Genomic DNA, 23,584 nt, shown 5'->3' with positions numbered 1-23,584 from the left:
GGGACGGTCCGGTCCGGGGCCGGTCGACGGAGAGTAATTTCCGTCGATCGGCCCCGGCCGTTCGTTGTACGGTTCTGATGTCCCTGCCACGTGGATGGCGGGGCCATCGATCCCGTACCGGCGGGTGAACCGGTTGCGCACATGTATGTGGGGACGCTGTCCTTCGACCTCCTCCTCGGCGACGTACGGTCGCTGAAGGAGAAGCGCTCCGTCGTCCGCCCCATCGTCGCCGAGCTCCAGCGCAAGTACGCGGTGAGCGCGGCCGAGGTGGATCACATGGACCTCCATCGCAGGACGGTCATCGGCCTGGCCATGGTGTCCGGCGACGCGGGGCACATCACCGACGTACTGGACCGGTGCGAGCGGCTGGTCGCCGGCCGCCCCGAGGTGGAACTGCTGTCCGTCAGACGGCGGTTCCACGGCGACGACGACTAGAGATCGGCGACCAGATGTCGGCGATGAGATTTCGTAGATCTCGGCGACGAGATTTTCTGAACGTGGAACAGGAAGAACGGGAGACGACCAGTGGCCGACAACGCGCGGGCTAAGAGGCTGGCGGACCTCATCCGAGAGGTGGTGGCCCAGAAGCTGCTGCGCGGGATCAAGGACCCGCGGCTCGGCTCGAACGTCACCATCACGGACACCCGGGTCACGGGTGACCTGCGGGAGGCGACCGTCTTCTACACGGTGTACGGGGACGACGAGGAGCGGGCGGCCGCGGCCGCCGGACTGGAGAGCGCCAAGGGCGTGCTCCGCAGCGCGGTCGGCGCGGCGGCGGGCGTGAAGTTCACGCCGACGCTGACCTTCGTGGCCGACGCGCTGCCCGACACCGCCAAGACCATCGACGACCTCCTCGACAAGGCACGCCAGTCCGACGAGAAGGTGCGCGAGGTCTCGGCCGGCGCCACCTACGCCGGCGACGCGGACCCGTACAGGAAGCCGGGCGAGGACGAGGACGACGCCGCCGAATGACCCAGAAGAACCGGACGCCCGACGGCCTTGTCATCGTCGACAAGCCGTCGGGCTTCACTTCGCACGACGTGGTCGCCAAGATGCGCGGAATCGCCCGGACCCGCCGCGTCGGCCACGCCGGAACCCTCGACCCCATGGCGACGGGCGTGCTCGTCCTCGGCGTCGAGAAGGCGACCAAGCTGCTCGGGCACCTCGCGCTGACCGAGAAGGAGTACCTGGGCACGATCCGCCTGGGCCAGACGACCCTGACCGACGACGCCGAGGGCGAGATCACGGGGTCGGCGGACGCCTCGAAGGTCACCCGCGACGCCATCGACGCGGGAGTCGCAGAGCTGTCCGGCGAGATCATGCAGGTGCCGTCCAAGGTGAGCGCCATCAAGATCGACGGCGTGCGCTCCTACAAGCGGGCACGGGAGGGCGAGGAGTTCGAGATCCCCGCCCGCCCGGTCACCGTCTCCTCCTTCGCGGTGTACGACATCCGGGACGCCGTCGCCGAGGACGGCACCCCGGTGCTCGACCTGGTGGTGTCGGTGACCTGCTCGTCCGGCACCTACATCCGCGCCCTGGCCCGCGACCTCGGCGCCGGCCTGGGCGTCGGCGGCCACCTCACGGCGCTGCGGCGCACCCGGGTCGGCCCCTACAAGCTGGACTCCGCGAGGACGCTGGACCAGCTCCAGCAGGACCTGACGGTGATGCCGATCGCCGAGGCGGCCGCGGCCGCGTTCCCCCGCTGGGACGTGGACGCCAGGCGCGCCCGGCTGCTGCTGAACGGCGTACGGCTCGACATGCCCGAGGAGTACACCGGCAAGGGCGCCGTGGCGGTCTTCGACCCCGACGGGGCTTTCCTGGCCCTCGTCGAGGAGCAGAAGGGCAAGGCGAAGAGCCTGGCAGTGTTCGGCTGAGGCCGGCACGAGCTCGTCAGGCATCCGCCCGTGGAGCGGCGTCACGGGGTCGTCACTGCCGCCGCTCCACGGTCCCCCCTCGGTTCCCCCACCCCTAGGGTGTATCCAACGTCCCCCGTCCATTCACCCGTCCGGGCAGGCGCTCGGAGTGAACCGGGGGAGCGGAAGGGGGCGCGTTCGCCGCGCGATCTTTCCCGCTGATCATCCCCCGCCTACCGTCGAGAACAGGCACGTGCGTGCGTAAGGGAGACGCGCACGTGCGTGCGGACGGGAGACGCGCACGTGCGTGCGGACGGGAGACGCGCACATGCATGCGGACGGCGGGGAGGTTCGACCATGGCGGGACAGGGCCGGCGGACCGGGGACGCCGATGAGGGCGCGGGGGCGGCGCGGGGAGGCGGCACCGCGTGGCCGCCTCGGCCGGGACAGAGCCCCGGGCGTGAGGAAGCCCTCGTCCGCATCCATGACCTCGCCGGCCGCCCCCGGGGCACCGGTTTCCTGGCCGACCACCACGGCACGCTCATCACCAGCCACGAGACCGTCGACGGCCTGCCGCGGCTCATCCTGTACGCAGCCGGGGGCCGCGGCTGCGTCGTGACCGCGGATGCGGTGACCCCGCTGCCCGGGCTGGACCTGGCCCTCGTACGCACGGAGGGTCTCGGTGTGGACCCGCTCCCCGTGACCGTGCGGGACCGCGTCGAGACCGGCACGTATGTCAGGATCCCGGCCGGATGCTGGCGTGAGGCACGGGTCCTGGGCTCGACCGGCGTGACGTACACCGCCACGACAGGCTTCCATCTCCTGGACGACGCGCTGGAGTTGGCGATCGGGACGGCGGGACGGGACGCGCTGCGGCTGGGCGGCGGGGCCGCCGGGGGACCGGTCCTCGACGCCGCGACCGGCGCGGTGATCGGCGTCCTCGGCACGGCACTGCACAACGGCCACCGAGACGTCGGCTTCGCCGTTCCCCTGCGCCCGGACCAGGACGGCTCCCTCGCCACCCTCCTCACCGAGAACGCGGCCACGGTCCCCGCCTATGGCGCCGACCTCAACCTGGCCGGCGTACTGGAACTGACGGCCACGTCGGTGGGGCAGGACGGGCCGGTGGCGGCCGCTGGTGTGGAGCCCGTCGAGCGTGGCGTCACCGCTGCCGAGTTCGGGGTGTTCGAGCGGGGGGCGGCTGCTGTGCTGGGGCTGGTCGGGGATCCGGGGAGCGGTCGTACGACCGAGCTCGCGGTGCTGGCCGGGCGGCGGCAGCGCAGAAGGGAACCGGCGCCCACGCTGTGGCTGCGAGGAGCCGATCTCGAGGACGGTGACCGCTCGGTCGCGGACGCGGCGCGCCGGGCGGTGGACCGGGCCGCGCGGATCGTCGCGGCCTCGCGGGGTGTGCCGCCGGCCGACCTCGGTGACCTCACCCCGGACCGGCTGGCCCGTGTCTCCCGCACTGCGGGCCGACCCCTCCTGCTCCTCCTGGACGGACCGGAGGAGATGCCTCCGGTCCTCGCCCACCGACTCACCGACTGGACCGACGGAACAGCGACGTGGCTGCGGGAAACCGGGGCCCGGCTGGTGGTGGCCTGCCGCGAGGAGTACTGGGAGGGAGCGGGGGCCCGTTTCCCGGCGGACCTGCTGCACGTCCCCGGAGAGCCGTTGAGCGAGGCTCCGGGGACGGCGGCCCTTGGGGACGGCGGGAGCGGCGGGGCCGGGACACCTTCGCCGTTCCCTCCCCGGGTGCACCTCGGCGACCTGGACGAGGACGAGGCTCGCCAGGCCCGCGCGCGCCACCGCATCCCGGAGCACACTCTCGCCGCCCCTGATGCCCGGCATCCCCTCACCCTCCGACTCCTCTCGGAGATCCGCGCCGCCTTCCCCGACGGCCCCCACGCCCGCGTCGAGGTCGGCAGAAACGTCGACAGAAGCGACGTCGACAGAGGCGACGTCGACAGAAACCAGGTCGACAGAAGGTTCGACAGGAACGACGTCTTCTCCGCGTACCTCGATCTGATCTGTCTCCGTATCGCCGTCCGCCTCGCCGCCGAACGCGGCCTGCGCGGCAGTGCCGTACGCCGCCTCGCCGCCAAGGTCTCCGGCCAGGTCCACGAGGCCGCCCGCCGCAGTCTCGGCCCCGGCCATGGAGAAGTGGACCGGGAGTCGTTCGAGGCGGTGTTCCCCTGGGGCACGGCCCCCGCGCGGCTCGGCGGCGGCACCGGCTGGGCGTCCGCGGTCCTCGCCGAGGGACTCCTCGTCCCGGCCGGTTCCGGCTACCGCTTCGCCCACGAGGAACTCGCCGACTGGATCCAGGGCATGCACCTCGACCTGGACGAGGCCCTGCGCACCCTGATCCACCGCCGCCGCGGTCACCCACCGGGCACCGCGCCCGCCGAGCCCCTCACACCCGTCCCCCAGCACCGCATCGGCCCTGTCCTCCAGGCCCTGCTGCTCCTGGCCCGCCAGCGCGGCACTCCTCAACTCGCCCTGAGACTGGAGGAGTTGGTGTACGCGCTCGATGCCGACCCGCACTCCTGGTGGGCCGCCCGCCTCCTCACCGGCGCCCTGAGACGCGTCCCCGACGCGACCCCGTACACCGCCGTCCTGTGCCTGCTCACCGACCGGATCGTGACCTGGCGGCAGCAGCGACGACCGGTGCCCGCGGAGCTCGGCCCCGACTTCTGGACGGCTCTGCCGCTCCCACAGGAGACCCGACTCGACCTCCTTCGGCGGCTCGTCCTCGCCGACGGCCCCCCGCACGAGGCCGGCCCACGGTTCCTGGACGCCGTGGGCCGGCTGTTCACGGCCGACCCCATCGCCGTACAACAGCAGCTCATCCGCTGGTTCGAGGACGAGCGGCCGTTGCCCGCGACCCCGGACGCGACCGTCGCGAAGGCCGCGCAGGCGCTGCTCCACACCCACCGGCACCGCGCCCCGGACGACCTCACGGAGGCGCTGGTGGCCGGTGCGCATCCGCGCGCGGACGAGTTGCTCGCCGTCCTCGCGGAGGACGAACCGCCGACGGTCTGCCGGGCCGTCGACCGGTGGGCGCACGACGAGCGGCCCGCGCGGCGGAGCGCGGCGGTCGCGTACGGGCTGCGTGCCGCCCCGCACGTACGCACCGAGGCCGACCGCGCACTGCTGCGCCACGCCGCCCTGGCCCTGCTCGCCCGCCCCGACGACGGCGCCCTGCACGGCGGCGCGCTCGCCCTGCTCGCCCGGGACCCGCACACCCGGGCCCGTCATCTCCCGCAGGCGCTCGGGCACTTCGTGGCCGGCGACCCGCAGCTCCCGCCGAGCGCGCTGGTCCCCGCCCTCACGACCCACCCCGAACAGGTCCTCGACGCCTTCCGTGCCCGGCTGTGCCGCTCGGAGCCCGGGGAGGCGCTGCGTACCCTCGCCGACGTCACCACGCCCGCCCTGGCCCGCCGGGTCGCCGCCCTGGTACGGGAGGCGGTGGAGCGCCGTCCGGAAGCCGCCGTGCACGTCGCCGCGTACGTCGACCGGCATCTGGAGCACGGCCCCACCACCCGCACGGTCCTCCTACCGCTGGTCAGCGGAGTGCTGGACGACGGCCCTGAGCAGGCGAGGGCGGCCCTCGCGGCCGTACTCGCCGCCCCCGGCACTGCCGCCTCCCGCCCGTTGCGCCACGAACTCCTCGAACTTCTCCTGGCCCGCGAACGAGACCCGTCCGTCCTGATCGCCGTACTGCACGCGGCGGCCTCCCGTGACGACGACCCCCTGGTCGCCCGCGGCCTGGTCCACCGCACCGGCCTCCTCCTCGTCCGCACCCCCGAGGGCGCGACCCTCTTCGACCGCGGCCTCGTCGACCTGGGACGACACATCCCCGGCTTCGCCGCGCGGGTGGCCGGGTGGCTGACCGAGACGCCTGAGGAGTGGGCGGCGGTGGTGGGGCCCAGCGCGCGGCGGACGATCGAGAACCTGGCGGGCGTCCGCGTGCCCGCCTGACGGGGCACGTGCGCCCCGCTCGTCCGACGGGGCACGTGCGCCCCGCCCGCGAGGCCGGGCACGTGCGCCGGGTCACAGCCCCCATGCCGATGCCGGGCCCGGGCACCCGGCATGGCACCCTTAGACCTGCGTAACAGGCAGAGCGACGGACACCGGTTCGGGTTCGGCGAGGATGCGACGAGGAGCGGTCACAGTGCAGCGCTGGCGTGGCTTGGAGGACATTCCCCAGGACTGGGGGCGCAGCGTCGTCACCATCGGGTCCTACGACGGAGTCCACCGCGGACACCAGCTGATCATCAGGCATGCCGTGGAACGGGCGCGTGAGCTGGGCGTTCCGTCCGTGGTCGTCACCTTCGACCCGCACCCCAGCGAGGTCGTCCGCCCAGGCAGCCACCCGCCGCTGCTGGCCCCGCACCACCGCCGCGCCGAGCTGATGGCTCAGCTGGGCGTGGACGCGGTCCTGATCCTCCCGTTCACCACCGAGTTCTCGAAGCTCTCGCCGGCCGACTTCGTCGTCAAGGTCCTCGTCGACAAGCTGCACGCCAAAGCGGTCGTCGAGGGCCCCAACTTCCGCTTCGGCCACAAGGCCGCGGGCAACGTGGGGTTCCTCGTCGAGCAGGGCCAGGTGTACGACTTCGAGGTGGAGGTCGTCGACCTGTACGTGCGCGGCGAGGCGGGCGGCGGCGAGCCGTTCTCCTCGACCCTGACCCGGCGCCTGGTCGCCGCGGGGGACGTCGAGGGCGCCGCCGAGATCCTGGGCCGCCCGCACCGGGTGGAGGGCGTGGTCGTCCGCGGCGCCCAGCGCGGGCGTGAACTCGGTTTCCCGACGGCCAACGTCGAGACCCTCCCGCACACCGCGATCCCCGCCGACGGCGTCTACGCGGGCTGGCTGCACGTGGAGGGCGAGGCGATGCCGGCGGCGATCTCCGTCGGCACGAACCCGCAGTTCGACGGCACCGAACGCACGGTGGAGGCGTACGCCATCGACCGGGTCGGCCTCGACCTGTACGGCCTGCATGTCGCCGTCGAATTCCTGGCCTTCGTGCGCGGACAGGCGAAGTTCGACACGTTGGACGCGCTGCTGGAGCAGATGGCTCAGGACGTGAAGCGGTGCCGGGAGCTCGTCGCGGGGGCAGCCGGGTAGTAGTCGGTCGCGGGGGTTGACGGGTAGTTCCCGGTCCCTTCGCCAAACGTCGAAGGGCGGCCGGTGCCAAGGGCACCGGCCGCCCTTCGTTCATGGCCGGGCAGTGCCGGGCGGCTACTGCGGCGGAGCCGGGGGCGGGGGCGGGTTCTGTCCGGGCTGCTGCGGATAGCCGTACGCCTGCCCCTGAGCGGGCTGGTCCGGCTGCGGCTGCTGCGGGTAGGGCTGGGGGGCGGCCTGCGGGTACGGCTGTCCCGGTCCGGGTTGCGCGGGCGGCTGTCCCGGGTGGCCCTGCTGGCCCGGGTGGCTGTGCTGACCCGGCTGTCCCGGCTGGGGGTAGGGCTGGCCGGGGGCGTACGGGCCCTGGCCGGACTGACCAGGCTGGCCGGGCTGCGGTTGCGGCTGCTGCGGCGGGTAGGGGCCAGGCCGGCCGGGGAACTGCCCTGGCACCGGCTGCTGCCCGGGAACGGGCTGCTCCGGGTAGGGCTGTCCCGGGTAGGGCTGTCCCTGCACCGGGTGGCCCGGCATGGGCGGGGCGGCCACCGGGGGCGGATTGCCGTCGCTCGTCCACAGGCCGTGCGCCTGCTGATGCCGTACCAAGTCCTCGGCGACCATCGCGGCGAGGTTGAAGTACGCCTCCCGCACCTTGGGCCGCATCATGTCGAGGTCGACTTCCGCACCGGCGGCCAGGTGCTCGTCGAACGGCACCACGATCACGCCGCGGCACCGCGTCTCGAAATGGCTGACGATGTCCTCGACCTTGATCATCTTGCCGGTCTCGCGGACACCGGAGATGACGGTGAGGGACCGGGAGACCAGGTCGGCGTAGCCGTGCGCGGAGAGCCAGTCCAGTGTCGTACTGGCGCTGCTCGCACCGTCCACCGACGGCGTCGAGATGATGATGAGCTGGTCGGCGAGGTCGAGCACGCCACGCATGGCGCTGTAGAGCAGACCGGTGCCGGAGTCGGTGAGGATGACCGGGTACTGGTTGCCCAATACCTCGATCGCGCGCCGGTAGTCCTCGTCGTTGAACGTGGTCGACACGGCCGGGTCCACGTCGTTGGCGATGATCTCCAGGCCGGAGGGAGCCTGGGAGGTGAACCGCCGGATGTCCATGTACGAGTTGAGGTACGGGATCGCCTGGACGAGGTCACGGATGGTGGCCCCGGTCTCCCGGCGCACCCGGCGGCCGAGCGTGCCGGCGTCCGGGTTGGCGTCGATCGCGAGGATCTTGTCCTGGCGCTCCGTGGCGAGGGTGGCGCCGAGGGCGGTGGTCGTCGTGGTCTTGCCGACACCGCCCTTGAGGCTGATCACGGCGATCCGGTAGCAGGACAGCACCGGCGTGCGGATCAGTTCCAACTTCCGCTGCCGCTCGGCCTCTTCCTTCTTCCCGCCCAGCTTGAACCGGCCTCCGCCGGCCGCCGGACGGCTGCTCTTCGCCTTCTGCTTCTTGCTGTTGAGCAGCCGGTCGGACGACAGCTCCACGGCCGCCGTGTACCCGAGGGGCGCGGCACCGGAATGGGTGGGCTGCCGCTGGTCGTGCTGGATGGGCTGCGGCCAGGCGGCACCGGTACGGGGGTCCACGGCCTGCGGGTGGGGCGACTGGGGCTGCGGCTGCGGCTGGGCCTGAGGCTGGGGCGATTGGGGGTGCTGGACTTGATGGGGCTGTTGGGGGAACGGTGGGTTCTGCGCGGTCTGCGGCGACTGAGGTGTCTGCGGACTGTGGGGAGCCTGGCCGTCGGGGTGCTGCGGCAGACCCGGGTTCCCCGGCCCGCCCTGCTGTGCCGGCGGCTGCGGGAAGCCGTAACCACCCGGCTGGGCGGGAACATTGGGGTCGCCGGGCTGGGCGTTCGGCGCCGGAGTGGCCGGGGTGGCCGGGGTGCCGGGCTGGGGGAAGCCGTATCCGCCCTGGGCGTTGGGTGCGGGAGGTTGCGGGAAGCCGTAACCGCCCTGGGCGTTGGGTGCGGGAGGTTGCGGGAAGCCGTAACCGCCCTGCGCGTTGGGCGCCGGAGGCTGGGGGAAGCCGTATCCGCCCGGTGCGGCGGGCGGCTGCTGGGACGGAGCGCCGGGGGGCGGGAAGCCGTAGCCGGGCTGGGACGGGGCCGGAGGGGAGTCCTGGCCAGGCGGCGTCGGCGGGGCGGGCGGGTTCCAGCCGGTCGGCGCGGGCTGCGGAGCCTGCGGCTGGAAGTGCGGCTGCTGGCCGGGCGCGGACGGCCGGCCCTGCGCGGGTTCCCTGGGGTCCGCCGGCTGCGGCTGCACGGGCCACTGCGGCGCGGCCGCCGGAGCGGCGGGCTGGTACGACGGCGGCAGCGGCGGCACCCCGCCCTGCGGCGCGGGCGGGGGAGTCCAGGCGGACGGGGCGCCCTGCGCAGTGGCAGCCGCATCGGCAGCCGCGGCGGAAGGCGCGGTCCCAGCCGTGTCGACGCGCGCAGCGCCGGGGGCGGACTCGGCGGCAGTGTCGCCGTCCTGTGCGGAGGCGTTCTCGGCTTCGCCGTCCGTGGTGCCCTCGGTGGACTCGCCGTCCTCGGACAGGGCAGCCGGAGCCTCTTCGTCGTCCCCGCTGTCCACGGCTTCGGGCAAGGCGCCGCCGGAGGCGGTCTCGCCGTCATCGGTACCGGCCGGGTCCACGGCCGTTCCCTCGGAGTCACCGTCACGGCCGCCGTCGCCGGACGGCACCGACGTGTCGCCGGCCGAAGCCTCTTCCACGGGACGACCGCCGGCCGTGGCCTCGCCCTCGCCTTCATGGGCAGGCTGTTGTGCTGCCCCCGCGTCAGGGGCGGACTGCGCCGCGGCGGTGCCGGCCAGCTCCGCGATCTCCCTCTTCAACGAGGCGGCGGAGAACCGCATGGTGGCGCCGCTCTCCCGGTGGCCGGTGCCGGACTCCTCCTCCTCACCGAACGCCGGGAAGGGAGAGGCGGTGGAGGAGGACGGGCCAGGCGGCGGGGGAGAGACGGGCTGAGCAGGCGGCGCCGGCGGCGCGACGGGAGCCTCGGGCGCGGCCTGCGCCCACTGCTGCCCCTGAGCCTGGACCTGACCGTGTCCCTCAGGGTGCCCGAGTCCCTGTCCCTGACCGTGCCCCTGCTGAGGCTCGAAGCCGCCGCTCGCGGCAGGCCCGGGCGGCGGAGGCGCGGCCGGAGGCGGAACCGGAGCCGTCGGCGGGGTCGGAGCCGGGGCCGGGGCCGCCGACGGAAACGCAGGATCCGGCGGCGGCACGGCCGCGGGCGCTCCCGAGGCACCGCTGCCCGAGTTCTGCGTGTACCAGGCAGGCGGCGCGTAGTCGATGGTGAACTCGCCCGTCATCTCAATGGCGGACTCCGCGTCGGTCTGGTCATCGCCGGGTGTGTCCCAGCCCCCGCGGATCCCGTCCCGATCGCTGCTCACAGTTCCTCCTGGTGTGGTCGAGCACCCTCATGCCGTGCCGGACATGCCGTGCCGGGGCGACCGTTACTTGTCGTCCTGAGTCGTTCGAGGTCGTCCGATCCACCGGCTCTCCCCCTGGGCCGGGACGCCCGGTCCACGGGTTCTGGCGTCGCGCCCGGTACCAGCCTAATCACCACGCACCCCACCTCGGCAGGCCCGTCCACTCCTCACGGCCTGCCCATGGCGTCACATCCGGCCCGAAAGCGTCGTCCATGACACCGCTCTTCGGTGAACAAACCGGCCGATAGCAGGCGCCAGAGTGGGGCGAAAACCGGAACAACCGCCCCTGAGTACCCTCTTGGTGACGCTGGACGTCCCCGGCCGCACCTTTCCCGTCAGGCGGCGGCTGATTCAGTCCATCCTTCGTGGCATACCCAACAATCCGATCTCGGCGTCCGTCGGATGGGTCATCACATACTGCCGGTCGCGGTCGCTGCACCACAGCGTGAGTCCGTCGGAGAGCCCTGGCAGAGCGTCCATCTCCGCCCGGGGCAGCGCCATCGTCCGGCCCAGTTCCGCGGCTTCGTCCGGCGAGACGCGCTGGACGCCGACGAGCCGGGCCTGTCTGACGAGGCGCGGCGCGACCGGGCTGAGGTACGGCAGCAGGGTCAGTACCGCCTGCCAGGGCCCGGAGGTGACCCGGCCGCGCGGCGGGCGCATGCCGCAGTCCCGCACCACCAGCACCGGCGTACCGGCCGAGGTGCCCTGCGGGGGGACCCGCCCGACGTCGTACACCGCCAGGCCGTTCTGGCCGCCGCCCATGGCGTGCACCATCTGCATCCAGGCCTGCGGACGTCCCGTCTCCACGGCGACCCGTGCCCCCGTGGCCGCCGCCCTGAGCGCGATGACCTGGACGGTCCACAGACCGCCGATGAGGACGACGTCATAGGGGGTGGGCCGGTTGAGCCCCAGCACTGCGGGACCGCCCTCCGCGTTCACCCCGATGACGACGCCGTCGTCCCCGATGGGCAGCGCGAGCCCGTCCAGTTGGTCGGCGGACACGGAGTGCCGGCTGTGCCGCGGGCCGATCAGCCCGAAGCCGTTGCGCAGCAGTTGCCGCGCCCGTGCGGGAGCGGAGGGCCCGCTCTCGCCGTGGCCGGCGGCCGGCTGTCCCGGGCGGGTGGTCATCGCTGTCACCGGGCACCTCCGAGGGGCAGGGTGGCGAGCATGCCGGGCACCTGTTCGCGGTCGAGGCGGGCCAGACCCGTGCCCGTGTGCCGGGCCGCTGACTGCACGGCGCGCCGGGCCGCGACGAGTTCGTCGTCGCTGCGCCCGGTCACCCGCAGATGTCCGCACACGGAGACCTCCTGCCGCTCCCCGCGCGTGAGCGTGAGGCTGAAGGTGGTGGCGAGGGCGGGGACGGCCGTGACCAGAGCCACGAGCTGGGGCAGTGACGGGGCCCTCTCGCCGCCCAGCGAGGGCCAGCGGCGGATCCAGTAGGTGGTGTGTCTGCGGTTGTCGCAGCGCCAGCTCCGGCCGGACTCCTCGGTACGCCGCTCCCGGGTGTCCGTCCGCCCCGCCTCCGCCGTCACGAGCGGGTTGGCGCAGGCCGAGGTGGCGACGGCGGTGGTCAGCTCCTCCTCGTCGAGGAGGGTCGCCCGGAATCCGGCACCGGTCAGCCGGCTGGCGAGCTGGTCGGCGGCCCGTACGACACACTTCTGGGCGCCGACGAGACCACCGCCGCGCACCGCCACGGCCTCCGGGCACAACTCCGGGTCGAGCTTCAGCGCGATCCAGGTGATGCGCACGGCCGGCGCACCCGTCTGCTCCTGCAGCGGCGCGTAGTTGGCGACGGCCACGGACTGCTGGGGCAGGTGGAGCGCGGGTGCGGGCTGGGTGTGCAGCACGACCTGCGCCGACTCCAGCCGGATCCCGTCCACCTCCAGGGCGTCGTACACCAGGGACAGCGGCAGGGGGTGCTGGTTGCGCTCGGCCCGCAGCGCGGTGGCGTCGGCCTCCACCTGCAGAACGGCGGTGACGAACGTGCCGTCCCCGATGATGCCGACCGGGCGCCGGTCGCGGCCGCTGTACGTGTACGTCCGCAGGCTCGGGTCGCACTCCACGGCCGGCGCGAGTCCCGGCTCGGTGCCCTCCGGTATCGGCGTGTTCGCGGCCTGCCGCTGTCGGGCCCGCAACGCCCTTGCGGTGGCGAGCCATTCGGGCAGGGAGCGGCCGCGGCGGCGAACGAAGGACAGCAGCACCAGGCCGACGGCGATCACGGCGGCCACCACGAGTGCCATGGGGCCGATCACCCAGCCGACCAGCAGGGCGGCCGCGGCCAGTTCCAGCAGGACGACGCGTTGCAACCGGGATGTCCCGGCCTGGCCGGAACGGGCTCTGAGATGGAGTGTGCCCGCCGCCGCGGGCCGCTGCCGCGACGGCTGTCGAGGCGCTGCGGCGCTCTGCGTCCGCGCTGGGCCGCGGGACCGCGCGCGCGTTCCGGTAGCCATCACACCATCCCCCCGTTTTGCTCACAACTCGCTGTATTCCAGCACCACACAGGCCCCTTGAGGGTCCGGGTACCCTACCCGCTCCGGCAGTGCCTCCGGATACCAGGCATAGTAGGGGGCCGGTCTGACATCGGCGGCGGGAACTGCGTCGCGCCCGCCCGAGCGGCCCAGGTGACACACGGGGAGAGACAGGCACAGATGGCATCTCGGCGGGACCAGCTCAATGCCTACACCTTCGCGAAGCGCCGTATGCTCGCGGCCTTCCTGCAGTCGTCCTCCGACGGCTCCGAGGAGGGGGCACCCCGGCCGCTTCGCGCGATCCTTCCCGGCACCATCGTGGGCGTGGTCATCCTGGCCGTGTTCGGTGCGATCGGCATGTTCAAGCCCACCGCGCCGAAAGGCTGGAACACGCCGAACGCGAAGGTGATCATCGCCAGCGACTCGACCACGCGTTACGTGGTCCTGAAGACCGACGGACAGGTCCAGTTGCACCCGGTGCTCAACATGGCGTCCGCGAAGCTGCTGCTCAACGCGAACCAGGGCGAGGTCGTGACCGTCGCCGAGTCCGTGCTGGACAGCGGCAAGATCCCGCACGGCGTCACCATCGGCATCCCGTACGCGCCCGACCGTCTCCCCTCGGCGTCGGAGGCGGGCAGTGCCAAGCGCTGGGCGGTGTGCGAACGTCCCAGCGCCGGCGGCGAGTCCATCCAGAAGGCCGCCCTGGTCCTGGCCTCCCGCGACATGGACGCGACCGAGGGCAAGGGACAGAAGCTGACCGGCGGTCAACTGCTCTACGTCCAGGGACCGGACGGGAAGCGCTATGTCGTGGACGCGACCGGCAGGGCGTACCCCGTCGACAAGAGCGACGAACTGCTGCTGCGCGCCGTGGTCGGCTCCGGCCGCGAGCCCCAGAAGGTGTCCAGGGAGTGGCTGGCGACCCTGCACGAGGGCGACCCGATCTCCTTCCCGCAGATTCCCGGCCAGGTCGGCGCCGCGGCCGGCGCCCCCGGTCAGCTGGACGAGGCGACCGACAAGGTCGGCATGGTGCTCAAGGCCTCCGACCTCAACTCGGACCAGTACTACGTGGTGCTGCCCGGCCGGGTCGCCCCCATCTCCGCGTTCGTCGCCCAACTCCTGATGTTCAGCGAGGACCTGGCCCCGCTCGGCCAGGCCGGTCGGGCCAAGGAGCTGAGCCCCGGCGCGATCGTCCCGGGCAAGCCGTTCGGCACCGAGCACCGCTGGCCCAGCGAGGATCCCGAGCCCGTCAACGAGACCTCCGGGGCGGCCGGCAGCCGCAGCACCGTCTGCAACGTCCTGCGTGGCGTGAACGGCGACTCGGGCGCCACGACCCTGAGCACCTGGGCGGGCACGGACTTCCCGGCCAAGCTCCCCACCGGCTCCTCCAGCGCCTACGTCACGCCCGGCTCCGGCCAGCTCTACCGCCAGTTCCAGGGCAAGGAGACCAAGGTCGGCCCCGTCTTCCTGGTCACCGACACGGGCCTGCGGTACGTCCTGCAGTCCAACGCCGACAGCGCCACCGATGACGCGGGCATCGGCACCACGGCCAAGGAACGCGAACAGGCCCAGCAGGAGGCTCAGCAGGCCCAGAGCCGCCTGGGCTACGCCGATGTGGACCCGACCCCGATCCCCGCCCCCTGGTCGGAGTTCCTGCCCACGGGTCCCCGCCTGTCCACGACCGCGGCCCGCCAGCCGCAGGGCTCCTGAGGAGAGTCGGACATGGCATCGACGTCCTTCCCCCGCCTGCGCCTGCGCCGTATCACGACGGCGGCGGCGACCCTGCTCGTGACGGTGACGGCCCCGGCCGCCCTCGCACCGCCCGCGGCGGCGGCCGACCTCCCCTACTCGGACCAGTGCGCGTTCCCCAACGGCAAGTACCCCGGCCGCCCTTGGTCCCTGCAGCGGGTGCTCCTGGACGAGCTGTGGAGCCAGTCCAAGGGCAAGGGCGTACGCGTCGCGGTGATCGACACCGGCGTGGACGTGAAGAACCCACAGCTCGCCGACGCGGTCGACGTGAAGAGCGGCCGCAACTTCCTGGACAAGAACCTCAAGGACGACCAGGGCAACCCCATCGAGCGGGGCAACGAGAACGGCACCACGGACACCGTCGGCCACGGCACCAAGGTCGCCGGCATCATCGCGGCCCGCCCCGCCGCGGGCACCGGTTTCGTGGGCCTCGCCCCCGAGGCGACGATCATCCCGATCCAGCAGAACGACGCGGAGGGCCACGGCACCACCGACACCCTGGCCAACGCGATCCTCTACGCCATCCAGGCCAGGGCCGGCGTCATCAACATCTCCCAGGACACCTCGAACGCGGTGAGGCCGACCCCCCTGCTGGAGCAGGCGATCGACACGGCGCTGGCCCAGGGCATCGTGGTCGTGGCCTCCGCGGGCAACGACGGCCTCGGCGGCAACGTCAAGAAGACCTACCCCGCGTCCTTCAAGGGCGTCCTCGCGGTCGCGGCCTCGGACCGCAACAACGAGCGCGCCGCCTTCTCCCAGTCCGGCGATTTCGTCGGCGTGGCGGCTCCGGGCGTCGACATGATCTCCACGGTTCCCAAGGGCGGTCACTGCTCCGACAACGGTACGAGTTTCTCGGCGCCGTACGTCGCGGGCGTCGCCGCGCTGATCAAGGCGAAGCACCGGAACTGGACCGCACGGGAGGTCGTCGCCCAGATCGAGCAGACCGCCGAGCGCACGATCGCCGGCCACGACCGGCTGGTCGGCTGGGGCGTGGTGGACCCCGTACGCGCCCTGACGGAGGACGACAAGCCGCTGGAGTCCCCCGACCCCCGGGACGGCCTCGCCCGGCAGGAAGCTCCCGCCCCCGCCACCTTCCAGTTCGGCGAAACCCCCGCCGAACGCAACGCACGGCTGGCGACGTACGTCGTGGTCGGCGGTCTCGTCCTGGTGGCCGGCCTGGGCGGGACGGCGGTGGCCATACGGGACGCGCGGCGCAAGCGGGGGCGCCGGCCGGACGGCGCACCGTGGACGCGCTGACGAAGCCGGACGGGCTGAACGTGCTGGGCCTTCGCCTGTCCGCGGGCTGCTGGCCATGGCCTGCGTCAAGGCGGACCGTGTACGGGCCTCGCGCGCGCCCGCATCGATCCGTCGGCCGAGGCATTGCGGCCGGTTGCGAAGCACAGGTTGGGAGCCGCCGGTTGAGCTGCGGCGGTTGAGGAGTGCCGGTTGAGGAGTGCCACTTGAGGACTGCCAGTTGAGGAGCGCCGGTTGAGAAGTGGCGGTTGAGAAGCGTCGGTCGGGAAGAGGCCGCACTCGGCGGGCACTCCGGTCATCCCACGGTCAAGCGCCGGCCTGGTCGTGGCCAAACCGACGTATGGGTTCCGCATGCTCGTATCGCGCCAACCTGAAATAACGGGAATTGCCCGATTGCTCGCTGGCTACGGTGGTGCCGCCACATCATCCACGGGGAAGAGGAACCGGCGGTGGGCATACCGATCCGTTCGCGCCTTCTCGACTACGCCGAGGCGGAGCCGTCCGCAGATCCGCCCCCAGCCGCTCCATCGGCCGGGAAGCCCCAGAGATCACGCCTTCTCGATTACATCGACTACGGCGACCCCATAGACCACGCAGATCACGCAGATCACGCAGATCACGCAGACCGCGGAGACCACGCAGACCGCGGAGACCACGCAGAGGTGACGCCCGCCGCGGAGGATCGGCCAGGCCCGAAGCCCGGCGTTCCGGCCTACCACACCCCCGTGTTCGTACCGGCGCACCCCCGCTACGTCGACACCACGGACCCGTCCGGTGCCCTCACCAGCGTCCCGTTCATCGAGTACGAACTCTTCGACCACCCCATTGACGGAACCGTGGCCCTCGCCTTCACCACCCTCGACCGGCTCGTGGCCGCGCTCGGCGAGGCCCAGCCGTGGGTCGCCACCTCGATCGGCCCGTTGGCGGAGGGCGTGAGCGAACACGGTGTCATTGTCCGCCTCGACCCGCGCCTCGCGCCGGGACCGCCGAACTGGCAACCGGCCGACCTGGCCGCCTACGCCCGGGCGGTGCGCTGATGCCGGCCGACTTCAAGGCGATCCTGAGCGACCTCAGCTCGATGGCGAAGACCTTCCACGACGAGGCAGTCAACTACCGCAAGTTGCACGCCGACGTGGCCCCGCCCGTGGCCGACGGCGGCGACGCCGGCCTTGACCACGCCCTCAAGGAGGTCGCCGACCTGATCGTCGCCCTGCACATCGGCTTCGCCGACCGCCTGGACGACCACGGCGACAAGGTGACGTACGCCCACGACTCCTTCCAACGGCACGACATCGACGTACACGGCCTGTTCGAGGACCTGATGGTGGGTGACGGCTGATGGCCGACAGCTGGGTCGGCGGCGACATCGGCGGACTGCGCACGATGGCCGAGACGTACAAGAACGCCAAGGCGAAGCTGGACGGGGTGGTCCAGCCGCTGAGCCGTGCCGTCGAGGGGCTGGCGGGCGACGCCGACTGGAAGGGCGAGGCCGCCGAGACCTTCCGCGCCACCTGGAGCGAGGACGCGCTGGCGGCCGGCGCCTTCGCGAGCCTCGTCCACAGCGCGGGCGACATCCTCTCCACCCTCGTCGACGCACTCTCCGCCTGCGAGACGGCCCTCCAGAACGCCGAGCACGTCGCCACCCGCAAGGGCGTACCGATGGGCGACAAGGGCACCCCGCTGGCCATCGCCACCGCGAATCCGCCCAGCGCGGAGGACCAGAAGACGATCTCTGCGATGGGCGAGTACGGCAAGGTGCGCGAGGAGATCCTGCACACCGCCCAGCACGCACGGCTGGTGGCCGCGGGTCAACTGCGGGGGCTCTACGCGCAGGTGACGGCACCGGTGTCGACGGGGGACAAGGTCACCATCGCCGACGCGCTGCGTGGCTTGTACGCCTACGACGCCGAAGACGCCAGGGCCGGCGGCAAGGAGGCCCGGAAGCTGATCGACGGAGCCAAGGCCGAGGAGCAGGCGGCCAAGAAGGAACTCCGCGCGGAGCGCAAGGCGTTCCAGAAGGCGGGCCGCGCCCTGCCCAAGGATCTTCCGGCCAAGGGCGCCTACGCTGATGCGACCACCAAGGTCGACTCGCTGGAAGAGGCCATCGCCCGCGCCGACCGGGGCAGCACGGCGCTGCCGTACGACCGGGCGCTGAACGTCAAGCTGGCTGACGCGGCGGACGCGTTGCGCCTCGGCAAGGGCCTGGCTGAACTGCCGGAGTTCCTCAGGGAAATCCCGGTCCTGGACGTGGCGGCTGCCGCCGCCTGTGGGCTGGTCGAGGCGAAGGACGACCACGACAAGGGCTGGTCCTGGCAGCACTCCGTCGTCGTGGACGGCGGCGCTGCCCTGGGCGGTGTGGCCGTCGGAGCGGCGGCCACGGCCCTGCTGCCCGTCGAAGGCGCGGTCGCGGTCGCGGCGGTCGGAGTCGGTGCGGCGGTCCTGGCCACCGACGTCCTTGACCATTCCTTCCACGAACACTGGAGCGAAGACATCCACGACCACGGGGTTGTGGGCGGTGTGCTGCACGGCACCGGCAACGTCCTCTCCGAGACCGGGGACGACGTCGTACGACTGAAGGATGACGTCTGGCATGGCATCAAGAGCATCTTCTGACGTTCCCGCTTCCGAAGCCCCCGTCCAGATCCCGAAACTGCCCGGACTCGGCACGAGTTGGTACGACCGAGGGGCGGGCTACTGGACACGTCGGGTCCGCACGGCGGTCATCATGCTGCTTCTCCTGGCCTTCTTCTGCTACATCGCGCTCAGGCTCTACTTGGGCGTCCCCCGCAGCGACCTCTCGCCGGCTGTGCGCACCGTGTGGGACTGGGCGCAGGCCGCCGCGTCCGTCGTAGCTCTCGTGTGGGGGTGGGTGAAGCAGCGGCGGGACCACCACAAGAGGCTCCTCGACCCTCCGAACCCCAAGCAGATGTGGGAGTCCCGACGCGGCCAGACCTCGCGCGCTCCCGGACTCGCCCGTGCCGGATTTATCCCCCTGCTCATCGCGGCCCCTGTCCTGCCGGCAGTCGCCGCGTGGTGCGTTGGCTGGTCGGCAGGCATGCTCACCGTGCGCGAATACCCGAGCGAGGTGGGGGCCCGACGGTGGCTGCGGGAGCAATCGTCCAGACCTGACGACTAGTCATATCCTGGACACCCACCCATCCACCTGCCCGCCGGAGCGTCCCGAGCCCAGCCGAGCCCAGACCTGCCGGGTCTCGGAGCAGTGCGCCCTCATGTCCAAGTTTCAGCTGCCTCCAGGGACTTTGTCCACGTCAGCTGACGGCGTCTCGACAACTCCGTAACTAGGCCAACACAAAGTTCAGTTGGCCGCGATTTGCACAATGACTACAGTGGTCACCGCGTGTGTCGATCAGGATCCAACCTGTACAGCACGCGTATGCATGACAACGGGGAACGGGGAAGGAAGGCATCGTGCCTGCTGCGCAGGGCCGGGCTCTCAAAGCCAGTCTCGAGTCACTCGAAGACTTCAAGAAGCGCGTGGACGCCGCACTCGCCAAGTTCGAGGACTCGCCGGGCAGCGCGCAGAAGGTCGGAGCACACCGGCTCTCCGAAGCGTCGTTCAGCGGCGCGGGAGGCTTCGGCGAGGCGAAGGGGCTGCACCGGCAGTACGAACGCGTCCACGAGCGCTTGACCGCGCTCTCCAAGAACCTGGGCCTGCAGATAGAGGCGCTTCAGATCGCCGTCAACGGTGCGCGGGGCGACTTCACCAATCTGGAGGAGGAGCAGCGGCGGCGGTTCTGGGAGATCCAGACCGGCATCGAGCGCCAGTGGCGGGAAGCGCGGTGGGAGAAGGCCACAGAGGAAGCGGCGAAGAGCACTCCGTCTCGCTCTGAGCGGCGCTCCGACGACAAGCAGGTGACCACGGAGAAGGGGGGCCAGTACCAGTGAGCGGCGAGCAGAAGCAGCAGGATCCGCACGCGGCGGAACAGGAAAAGGTCACCCTGCAGGCCGGTGTCATCGACGCGGCCAATTTCCTGACGGAGATGACCGGAGGCGTCCTCGGCGGCAACACGCGCTTCCTCAGCAAGACGGACTTCGAGGGTCATGACCTGAACGACATGATCGACCTGGTCGAGTCCGCGAATCCGGAGCACCTGGAGAGCGCTGGGCGGGCGCTCTGGAACGCCCAGGCCGCCATCCACGAGGCTGCTACGGAACTCAAGGACCACATCACCACCGTCGAGTGGGAGGGCGAAGCCGCTGCCGCCTTCCACACCTGGGGTGGCAATCTTGTTCAGCACGCTCTCGACCTCGCGGCGTTCGCGGACACCGCCGGCACCCAGATCATGACCGCCGCAACGGGCCTCGCGTCCGTCAAGAAGGCCATGCCGCCTCGCGACACCCGGCTTGACCCCAAGACGGTCGACGAGATCCCGACGCCCATGCAGGTCGAGGGCAACAAGGATTACGCGGCTGCGGTCAAGGCCGAGAAGGACCGCCAAGAAGCGATCAATCAGATGAACCGTCTGGCGTCCTTCTACGCGGTGTCGGAGGAGACACTGGCGAAGCAGGAGCCGCCGACGTTCGAGGCCATGCCGGATGTGGGGGTGCCCAAGCCGGACGGTGCTGTGGAGCGTTGGAGTCCCCGTGCCAGCAGGACGCACGACTCCGGGTCGGCCACGAGTGCCTCGGGCGGTGTCGACCATGGCTCGGTGGACGCAGCAGTAGAGCGGTCACGTCCGCATGAAGTCCCGCTGCCACCCACGCACCCGGACGAATCCATCGCACCGCCCGAGCCTCACGTGGGTACGACGATCGACAGCGTCGGCACCCTGCCGCCGCAGGAGACGGCGAAGCCCGTGACGTTGACACCGCCGTCCCCAACAGGGCCGGGCGGACCCGCTACCGGGCCAGTTCCTCCCTTTGCCACCGGTACGGTGCCACCCGGCCGCGGTGGGCAGACCGGCCGCAACTCCGGATACGGCGGAGCGACCGGCAACAGGACTCCCGTCTCGGCCCAGGGGCGAGCGGGCGCTATCAACGGCGGCACAGGCGGACGCGGTGCCACGGGCCCGATCGGCCGTGCCTCGGCCACCGGACAGTCGGGTGCCGGAGGCGGCGGCTCGGCCACAGGCAGGTCTCCCATGGGCCGAGGCGTATCCGGCGGTACGCCTCGCCCTCTCGGGGGACAAGCGAGCGGCCGTACAGGCGGAGTGGGCCCCACGGGGGCGGCGCGCGGCAATGGCGTCATCGGTGGAAAGCCGGCCAGCCCTGCCACCCAGGGATCCACCGGTTCCAGGGTGCCCCGAGGCACGGTCGTCGGCGCCGAGGGCAACACCGGATCCCGTGCACCTGCCGGCAACATCGGACAACGGGGTGTCATCGGAGCGCCGAATTCCACTCCTGGCGCCCGCCCAGGAGCAGCGGCCCGGCCTGCCGCGGGCAATCCCGACGGCGTCGTCGGTACCCCTAATGGGCGAAATTCCGCAGGGTCGAGCGGCGGATCCGCCGGTGGTCGTGCCGGAGCCCCGCACGGCCGGACCGGGAACCGACGCGACAAGAATCGCGACGACCGCGAAGGTGCGCGTCAGGCCGAGACAAAGCGGCGCAACCCACCGCCGGCGACTGACTGAAGACGAGCGAGGATCTACAGAAGCATGACAGGAACCAGCCCAGGCGGCACATTGACTGCGTTTTTCGCAGGGCGTGCAGGGAGACGGATCTCCACCGGATGCGCCGCGCTCGGTGCTTTTGCCATCGTTTCTTCGGGACTGGCTTCGAGCGCGGTTGCCGCCGACGTTCAGTCGCAGCAGTGGTACTTGGACGCGATGGACGCCACGGGTCTGTGGAAGGTGAGTACCGGTAAGGGCGTAAAGGTCGCCGTCATCGATTCAGGGGTCAATCCCGAGACCTCCTCCCTCAAGGGACAGGTACTCGGCGACGAAGTACCGAAGTCAGTCGCGTACCACGCCACCAAGGATTTCAACGGCCATGGAACCAGCATCGCGGAACTGATCGTCGGCACAGGAGCAGGTGGCGGCCTCAAGGGAGTTGCTCCAGGGGCGAAGGTTGTGCCCTATCGGATCCGCCTCGACGGTCTCAAGGACAAGGCGGAGACAAAGAAGACGCCGGATGCGGCTGAGGCCATCAAGGCTGCCGCCGACACCGACGCCGAGATCATCAACATGTCCTTTGGCTCGCCCTACCTGTATGCCGATGAAGAGGCGGCGATCAAGTATGCCCAGTCCAAAGGCAAGCTGATGTTCGCCAGTGTCGGAAACGAGGCGGAGAAGAAGAACGACATCGGGTACCCCGCCGCCTACCCCTACGTCGTTGGGGTGGCTGCCGCCGACGAGAACGGAAGGGTCGGAAACTTCTCGGAGCACGGCAGGTACGTCGACCTGGCGGCTCCCGGCCTCAAAGTACCCGCGTGGTGCGACGCAACATTCCGCGCGTACTGCGATGAAGCCGGTACGAGCTTTGCTTCCGCCATTGCTTCCGCCTCCGCCGCCCTCATCTGGTCCGCCCACCCCAACTGGACGGCCAACCAGGTTCTCCGCAGTCTGATCGACACCGCGGGCAGGGACTGGCCGAAGGATCGGCCGAGCAACTACCTCGGTTACGGCCTGATCCGGCCCAAGAGGGTGCTCACGAACAGCAATATCAATCCGGGCCCGCCCAATACTGATCCCCTCAGTTTGGAGAACGGCCCGGGCGCCCTGGTCTCGTCCCCCTCCCCTTCCGCCCCTGCCTCGTCACAAGCGCGGAAAAACCCTTCCGGCGGGACCAACGCGGCGGCAACATCAACCTCGAACTCCTCCGACGACAACACCCAGTTGTACGTCATCCTCGGCGCAGTCCTCGTCGTAGCCATCGGCGGCGGAACTCTCGCCGTGGTACGCAAGAGACGAACTGCCTGACCGCTTCCCGTATCAGCGCGTCACCTCAGTGACGCGCAACTCAGCAAGCGGCTCGTAACCACCTTGTAAGCGACAGCGAACTCCATGAAGGGAAGTCCGGCAAATGGCAGATGGGCAGAAGCTCAGCGACGGCGAAGTAATCAAGCTCGAACAGGAAATGGTTCAGCGGTACGAGTCGATCCGTGGCCAGCTCACGCGCCTCCAGGGAACCCTGGACACGATGGAGGCGAACTGGCGCGGCATCGGCGCCAACGCCTTCAACAGCAAGCAGGTCGAGATCAACGAGCGCGTCAAGCACATCGGCGGGCTGCTCACGTGGTTCCTGGACAACCTGAACGAGACCCGCAAGATCAAGAACAAGAACGAGGACGCCGTGCGCTCCACCATGCAGGGCATCGATGTCCAGTACGGCGGCTCTCAGTCGGCCCTCAACAGCTACTGAACGGTCCGCGGACCCACGCATTGCATGCGCCCCGGGCCGTCGAGGCCCGCGACGAACCCATGAAGAGATGAGGAACCATGGTCAACGTGCACAATGACGAACTCGCTGTGAAGTACGGCGGTCTCGACGCGATCACCACCGAACTCGGTAACCAGGCCAAAAAGCTCGAAGAGGACATCCAGGCCCTGAAGTCCGCGGTAGTCCGCGCCGCCGCCGGCTTCGAGGGTGAGGCTGCGAACGCGTTCGGCCAGAAGATGAAGGAATGGGACACCGACGCCGCCGCCATCCACACGGCGCTGGTCAGCATCGGCCAGAAGGTCACCCTGGCCAGCGGCGACTACCGAGGCGGCGACCTCAAGGCGGCCAGCTACTTCCAGTGAGCTGCTGAGGAACACACGACACCA

Annotated in this window: 19 protein-coding genes; 16 read left to right on the top strand and 3 right to left on the bottom strand. The window is 71.1% G+C overall.

Annotation, left to right across the window (positions count from 1 at the left end; genetic code table 11):
* Window positions 1-141 precede the first annotated feature (141 nt).
* The 5 genes from ACIBK3_RS29985 to ACIBK3_RS29965 all read left to right on the top strand — a co-directional run bounded on the left by ACIBK3_RS29985 (window position 142) and on the right by ACIBK3_RS29965 (window position 6,975).
* A complete protein-coding gene (locus tag ACIBK3_RS29985; RefSeq protein WP_399370543.1) occupies window positions 142-435 on the top strand; it encodes a DUF503 domain-containing protein in 294 nt (97 codons plus the stop codon).
* A gap of 90 nt (window positions 436-525) precedes the next feature.
* Window positions 526-972, top strand: a complete 447-nt coding sequence (gene rbfA / locus ACIBK3_RS29980; protein ID WP_030667099.1) for a 30S ribosome-binding factor RbfA — start codon at window positions 526-528, stop codon at window positions 970-972.
* On the top strand, window positions 969-1,874 hold the full coding sequence (gene truB / locus ACIBK3_RS29975) for a tRNA pseudouridine(55) synthase TruB (protein ID WP_399370542.1): 906 nt from the start codon (window positions 969-971) through the stop codon (window positions 1,872-1,874). Before rbfA ends, truB begins: the two co-directional genes overlap by 4 nt.
* Window positions 1,875-2,210: 336 nt before the next feature.
* Window positions 2,211-5,831: a trypsin-like peptidase domain-containing protein gene (locus tag ACIBK3_RS29970; protein WP_399370541.1), complete on the top strand. Its 3,621-nt coding sequence runs from the start codon at window positions 2,211-2,213 to the stop codon at window positions 5,829-5,831.
* Between the two features lie 193 nt (window positions 5,832-6,024).
* Window positions 6,025-6,975, top strand: coding sequence for a bifunctional riboflavin kinase/FAD synthetase (locus tag ACIBK3_RS29965; protein ID WP_399370540.1), 951 nt, complete (start codon window positions 6,025-6,027; stop codon window positions 6,973-6,975).
* A 114-nt stretch (window positions 6,976-7,089) separates the two neighbouring features.
* Here ACIBK3_RS29965 and ACIBK3_RS29960 read toward each other — a convergent pair whose 3' ends face one another.
* The 3 genes from ACIBK3_RS29960 to eccE all read right to left on the bottom strand — a co-directional run bounded on the left by ACIBK3_RS29960 (window position 7,090) and on the right by eccE (window position 12,842).
* The gene (locus ACIBK3_RS29960) at window positions 7,090-10,353 is read right to left on the bottom strand and encodes an SCO5717 family growth-regulating ATPase (RefSeq protein ID WP_399370539.1); all 3,264 of its coding nucleotides are present in this window, start codon (window positions 10,351-10,353) and stop codon (window positions 7,090-7,092) included.
* A gap of 390 nt (window positions 10,354-10,743) precedes the next feature.
* Window positions 10,744-11,520, bottom strand: coding sequence for a hypothetical protein (locus tag ACIBK3_RS29955; protein WP_399370538.1), 777 nt, complete (start codon window positions 11,518-11,520; stop codon window positions 10,744-10,746).
* A gap of 5 nt (window positions 11,521-11,525) precedes the next feature.
* A complete protein-coding gene (gene eccE / locus ACIBK3_RS29950) occupies window positions 11,526-12,842 on the bottom strand; it encodes a type VII secretion protein EccE (protein WP_399370537.1) in 1,317 nt (438 codons plus the stop codon).
* Between the two features lie 198 nt (window positions 12,843-13,040).
* On the opposite strand from eccE, the gene eccB reads away from it, so the two are divergent.
* The 11 genes from eccB to ACIBK3_RS29895 all read left to right on the top strand — a co-directional run bounded on the left by eccB (window position 13,041) and on the right by ACIBK3_RS29895 (window position 23,560).
* On the top strand, window positions 13,041-14,567 hold the full coding sequence (gene eccB / locus ACIBK3_RS29945; RefSeq protein WP_399370536.1) for a type VII secretion protein EccB: 1,527 nt from the start codon (window positions 13,041-13,043) through the stop codon (window positions 14,565-14,567).
* Window positions 14,568-14,579: 12 nt separating this feature from the next.
* Complete coding sequence (mycP, locus tag ACIBK3_RS29940; RefSeq protein ID WP_399370535.1) at window positions 14,580-15,863, top strand: type VII secretion-associated serine protease mycosin; 1,284 nt, start codon at window positions 14,580-14,582, stop codon at window positions 15,861-15,863.
* Between the two features lie 722 nt (window positions 15,864-16,585).
* Window positions 16,586-16,897, top strand: coding sequence for an SAV_915 family protein (locus tag ACIBK3_RS29935; RefSeq protein ID WP_399370534.1), 312 nt, complete (start codon window positions 16,586-16,588; stop codon window positions 16,895-16,897).
* Window positions 16,897-17,199, top strand: a complete 303-nt coding sequence (locus tag ACIBK3_RS29930) for a DUF6317 family protein (RefSeq protein ID WP_399370533.1) — start codon at window positions 16,897-16,899, stop codon at window positions 17,197-17,199. The genes ACIBK3_RS29935 and ACIBK3_RS29930 overlap by 1 nt, the downstream gene beginning before the upstream one ends.
* On the top strand, window positions 17,199-18,473 hold the full coding sequence (locus tag ACIBK3_RS29925) for a WXG100 family type VII secretion target (protein WP_399370532.1): 1,275 nt from the start codon (window positions 17,199-17,201) through the stop codon (window positions 18,471-18,473). The genes ACIBK3_RS29930 and ACIBK3_RS29925 overlap by 1 nt, the downstream gene beginning before the upstream one ends.
* Entirely contained in the window at window positions 18,451-18,996 is a 546-nt protein-coding gene (locus ACIBK3_RS29920; RefSeq protein WP_399370531.1) for a hypothetical protein, read from the top strand. The genes ACIBK3_RS29925 and ACIBK3_RS29920 overlap by 23 nt, the downstream gene beginning before the upstream one ends.
* Window positions 18,997-19,289: 293 nt before the next feature.
* Complete coding sequence (locus ACIBK3_RS29915; protein ID WP_399370530.1) at window positions 19,290-19,766, top strand: hypothetical protein; 477 nt, start codon at window positions 19,290-19,292, stop codon at window positions 19,764-19,766.
* Window positions 19,763-21,451, top strand: a complete 1,689-nt coding sequence (locus ACIBK3_RS29910) for a hypothetical protein (RefSeq protein ID WP_399370529.1) — start codon at window positions 19,763-19,765, stop codon at window positions 21,449-21,451. The genes ACIBK3_RS29915 and ACIBK3_RS29910 overlap by 4 nt, the downstream gene beginning before the upstream one ends.
* A gap of 24 nt (window positions 21,452-21,475) precedes the next feature.
* Window positions 21,476-22,738: a S8 family serine peptidase gene (locus ACIBK3_RS29905; RefSeq protein ID WP_399370528.1), complete on the top strand. Its 1,263-nt coding sequence runs from the start codon at window positions 21,476-21,478 to the stop codon at window positions 22,736-22,738.
* Between the two features lie 103 nt (window positions 22,739-22,841).
* Window positions 22,842-23,180 carry a WXG100 family type VII secretion target gene (locus ACIBK3_RS29900; RefSeq protein ID WP_030943405.1) on the top strand — a complete coding sequence of 113 codons (339 nt, stop codon included), beginning with the start codon at window positions 22,842-22,844 and terminating at the stop codon, window positions 23,178-23,180.
* 77 nt (window positions 23,181-23,257) lie between these two features.
* Complete coding sequence (locus ACIBK3_RS29895; RefSeq protein WP_398655458.1) at window positions 23,258-23,560, top strand: WXG100 family type VII secretion target; 303 nt, start codon at window positions 23,258-23,260, stop codon at window positions 23,558-23,560.
* Window positions 23,561-23,584: the final 24 nt, after the last annotated feature.

It is taken from the genome of Streptomyces sp. NPDC050287 (assembly GCF_044459385.1).
GTDB lineage: Bacteria > Actinomycetota > Actinomycetes > Streptomycetales > Streptomycetaceae > Streptomyces.
This window is presented reverse-complemented; position numbering and strand designations above follow the sequence as displayed.